This is a genomic window from Ideonella sp. P3_A4, assembly GCF_056403075.1.
Genome location: NZ_JBFUGE010000577.1, coordinates 1 through 3,817, shown reverse-complemented (window position 1 = coordinate 3,817; position 3,817 = coordinate 1). Strand labels below are relative to the sequence as shown.

Annotated in this window: 4 protein-coding genes and 1 pseudogene; 2 read left to right on the top strand and 3 right to left on the bottom strand. The window is 65.0% G+C overall.

The features are described 5' to 3' along the window. Positions 1-40 precede the first annotated feature (40 nt). Together AC1DYI_RS29215 and AC1DYI_RS29210 are read left to right on the top strand one after the other, a co-directional pair. Positions 41-1,012 carry a porin gene (locus AC1DYI_RS29215; protein WP_477207626.1) on the top strand — a complete coding sequence of 324 codons (972 nt, stop codon included), beginning with the start codon at positions 41-43 and terminating at the stop codon, positions 1,010-1,012. Between the two features lie 94 nt (positions 1,013-1,106). Beyond that, positions 1,107-1,472: a ComEA family DNA-binding protein gene (locus tag AC1DYI_RS29210; protein WP_477207625.1), complete on the top strand. Its 366-nt coding sequence runs from the start codon at positions 1,107-1,109 to the stop codon at positions 1,470-1,472. On the opposite strand, the gene AC1DYI_RS29205 is transcribed toward AC1DYI_RS29210, so the two are convergent. The 3 genes and pseudogenes from AC1DYI_RS29205 to dnaE form a co-directional block, all read right to left on the bottom strand. Beyond that, positions 1,430-2,746 (bottom strand): patatin-like phospholipase family protein, encoded by a 1,317-nt coding sequence (locus tag AC1DYI_RS29205; RefSeq protein ID WP_477207624.1) that lies wholly within the window; start codon positions 2,744-2,746, stop codon positions 1,430-1,432. The genes AC1DYI_RS29210 and AC1DYI_RS29205 overlap by 43 nt on opposite strands. Positions 2,747-2,844: 98 nt before the next feature. After that, complete coding sequence (locus AC1DYI_RS29200) at positions 2,845-3,306, bottom strand: hypothetical protein (protein WP_477207623.1); 462 nt, start codon at positions 3,304-3,306, stop codon at positions 2,845-2,847. A gap of 121 nt (positions 3,307-3,427) precedes the next feature. Next, positions 3,428-3,817: pseudogene (gene dnaE, locus AC1DYI_RS29195) on the bottom strand (DNA polymerase III subunit alpha); the annotation flags it as partial.

The following is a 3,817-nucleotide window of genomic DNA, read 5'->3' as shown; positions in this document are numbered from 1 at the left end:
GAATTCGGGTTCCCCCCTAAACGAGAGGAAGAAGACTCACATGAATAAGCAAATCGCGCTCGGCCTGCTGGCCGCTGTGGCCGCCTCTGGCGCCTTCGCCCAGTCGTCGGTGACCGTGTACGGCCGCCTGAACGTGACTGTTGAAAGCTCGAAGTACGGTGAAGACAGCGACCGCGTCGGCGAAGTCAACAACAACTCGTCACGTATCGGCTTCAAGGGTACGGAAGACCTGGGTGGCGGCCTGAAGGCCGGCTTCCAGATCGAACACGGTTTTGATCCGTCGACCGGCTCTGCCTCTTCGACCTTCTGGGGTCGCCAGTCTGAAGTGAACCTGAGCGGCGGTTTCGGTACCGTGCGCCTGGGCACCTTCACGCCTGAGTCGTACTACGCCACGTCCGATTACATCGGCATGCACAACCACGAGACGGGCGACTCGTCGGACGCGTTCTACGCTACCAAGTACGTCACCCAGAATAAGGTTGGCTATGCTTCCCCGAGCATGGGCGGCTTCCAGCTGCACGTCTCGGTCGCCGAAAGTGGCCCCACGGGTGGTGCTGAAGACAAGACGTACGACTTGGCTGCCAACTTCGACCGTGGCCCTCTGCACCTGGGTGCTGGCTTCGAGAAGCAAGGCGACGCCAGGCAGTTCGCTATCCGCGGCCTGTACGAATTCGGCGCCTTCACAGTTGGCGCGCTGGTTCAGCGTGATACCGAAATGACTTGCGCTGACAGCCGCACGTACTTCCGCGTGTCGGGCATGTACGCCTTCGGTGCCAACGAACTGCACCTGAACGTCGGCCGCGCCGGCGAGTGCGGCGATGTGAACGAGAGCGAAGCCACTCAGTGGACGGTTGGCTACAACTACAACCTGAGCAAGCGCACCAAGCTGTACACGTACTACACCGCTGTCAACGCCGGCGACGCCATCGCTTTCGTCGATGCCAACGGCCCGCACCAGTTCTACGGTGGCGACCGCAACCACTTCGCCGTGGGCATCCGCCACAACTTCTGATCTGACTCCGGTCTGATCCGATCCAAAAGCCGCACCGGACAACCGGTGCGGCTTTTTTCATGGGGCGTCGGGAAGGGCGCCGAGGCAACATGGCATGCTTGCACTGATGTGGCATAGCTCGATTTCCCATCGCCTCTTCTGCCGTGCGATCCAAGGAATCCTTGGATGGGGACTGACCGCCTTCGCGCTGGCCGCCCTGCCGCACACCACAGACCTGAACCTCGCCAATCAAGCCGAGCTGGAGATGATCAAGGGGATCGGGCCGCAGCTGTCCGAGCGCATCTTGACGGAGCGGGCGCAAGGTCGGTTCGAAAGCTGGGAAGACTTCATCGCCCGCATGAAGGGCATCGGCCCGAGCCACGCTACCCGGCTGTCTGCCGCGGGGTTGCGGGTGGCCGGCCAGCCGTATTCGGCCGATCAGGCCGGCAACGGTGCGGCGGCTGCGCCGCCGGCAAAGTAGTGCACGGTTTCCGGCGTCACCGGGTCATTGAYGGCAGACGCATGCCGCTTCGCCGGTGACTTCGACTCGTCGCCATCGGCAGGCCAGCGCGGCACCCAACCGAAAAAGTGCGCCACCTCGTCGCGACGGGCCAGCGTGTCGCTCTCGCCCAGGTCCATCAGCTCGCGGGTGAAGTCGGCCTCGAACAGCAGGTAGCTGGCCAGGGCCGCGCCTCTGGCGTCACTGCCCTGCCCGCTCACCCCCACGCCACGCAACAGTGTGCGAATGGTCAATGGCAGGGCCTCGATGTGGCGTGCCGCAATGTCGTCCAGGCGCTGGCTCGGTGCAATCAGCAAGACGTCGATCGGCCGCAGCGCACTCTTCTCACGGGCCTCGGCCGGCAGCAGTTGCAAGGTGCGGTTGATGCGCTGCAGGCGTTCGAAATCGACCGCCAGCGCGTCGAGGAAGATGTTCGACAGCGCGTGGCCGGCGATCTGCGCCATGGTCGGATAGTCACCGCTGACCTGGCGCTTGCCGGGCGGTTCGTGCATGCGGCCGGCACCGATCACCAGGATGCGCTCGGCTCCCAGGTGGATCGCCGGCGAGATCGGCGCCGCCTGGCGCATCGAACCATCGCCGAACCATTCCGGTTCACCGTCGATGGTCAGCTGCTTGGCAGGGAAAACGAAAGGAATCGCCGACGAGGCCAGCAGGTGCGGCAAGCCGATGTGGTCGCGCACCGCTCGCCTCTGTGATCGCACCCAGGCAGTCACCTCTTCGGCAGCGTTGTAGAACGTGACGTGCTCACCGGACGTGTAGCTGGAGGCGCTGACAGCCAGCGCCTTCAAGTGTCCGTCGCGGATCAGCTCGGGGATACGCTCCAGCCGCACCATGCGCTCCAGCAGACCAGCCAGCGGCGCGTTGTCCAGCAGTGAGCGGGGTTTGAGCCGGCGCCACCGGGCGATGACCCAGCCGATGGACATCATCGTCAGCCAGCGTGCACCGGTGCGGATGACGCCGATCGAATCGGAGCGGTAGACCTGGTCGGCATGGAAGCCCTGCCAGATCGACACCAGCTTGGCGACGCCTTTCTCGAAGTCGTCGGCATCGCCTGCCAGCGCGGCGGCGTTGATGGCGCCGGCCGAGGTGCCGGTGATCACGGGAAAGGGGTTGCCGGCTGGCGCATCGCACTGCCGGCGGATGTCGACCAGTGCGCGCAGCACACCCACCTGGTAAGCCGCCCGCGCACCACCCCCAGTGAGGATCAGGCCAGTGACGGGGGTTGGGAACTGCATGATGCCAACCAGTCTAGGCCGGTCGGCAGGAGGCGAAAGCCCCAAATGCAAGGGAAGCGCGCCTCAATTACGTGGGGCGACGCTACGCCAGGCTTCGATCAGTCGTCGTGCTTGTCGTGGCCGCGGCCGTGGCCATGGCCGTGCTCACGCTCATTGCCGTAGGCCGGCTGGCTCTGCGCCACATGCGCGCGGTACCACTCTTCCTTGACGAAGTAGACCGGCACGCCGCACGCGTTGTAGCGGTAGCAGTGCTTGCCCCAGTTCTTCTGATGGCCCGGCGGCACCCACAGATAAACGGGCTGCACCGGCTGCGCCACCACCACCCGCGGTTGGCGAACCACCACCGGTTGAGCGACGATCAATTCAGGCTGCGGGAAGCGGCCAATGTCGATGCGGCCATAGACGCCCGGCTGGCTGACTGAGATCGATACGCCCACGTCGGCGGCCCTTGATACCGGGCTGGCCAGCAGGCCAACCAGGCCGACGGCGGCCAGCGCCAAGGTGCAAACTGCCGCGCGCGCGGCCGGATGGACGTGGTGGGTTTCTTTCATCGTTCTCATGGTCAAGACCTCCGCAAGCGGACAAGCGCAACACAACTTCACATTGAAACGCGCTAATCGTCCTTTCGGTTGTCCGATCAAGGCCCCAGAAACCAACTATTACCACCTGGTTGATCAGGGCTTATCCGTAGACGATGGCCGCCTTGCCCTCGTGTGCCAGCTGGCGCCAGCGCGCGAGCGCCTGGTCGCTGGGCCAGAAACGGCCCGCCGTCCCCAGGTCCAGCTCGGCGGTCGCGCCGGGCCGCTTGACCATCAGGCGCACGCCGAGGCCTTGCACCAAATCACCGGCGCCCTCTTCACCGGCTTGCTCGACCTTCGCTGGGAAGCTGCGAACCAGGTCGGTCACCGGCGCCGCGCCGCTGCCGTTCAGCTCAACCGCCAAGTAGCGGCCGAAGCGCGCCCTGGCGCCCGCCAGGTCCCAGACCTGGTTGATGTTCAAGCGCAGGCCGCCGGAGAAACGGTCCGGCTGCACCTTGCCCTGCACGACGATCAGCTCGTCTTCGCGCAGCAG

Coding starts and splice junctions, on each gene's coding strand:
- AC1DYI_RS29215 (WP_477207626.1), top strand. CDS start 41: ATGAATAAGCAAATCGCGCTCGGCCTGCTGGCCGCTGTGGCCGCCTCT.
- AC1DYI_RS29210 (WP_477207625.1), top strand. CDS start 1,107: ATGCTTGCACTGATGTGGCATAGCTCGATTTCCCATCGCCTCTTCTGC.
- AC1DYI_RS29200 (WP_477207623.1), bottom strand. CDS start 3,306: ATGAGAACGATGAAAGAAACCCACCACGTCCATCCGGCCGCGCGCGCG.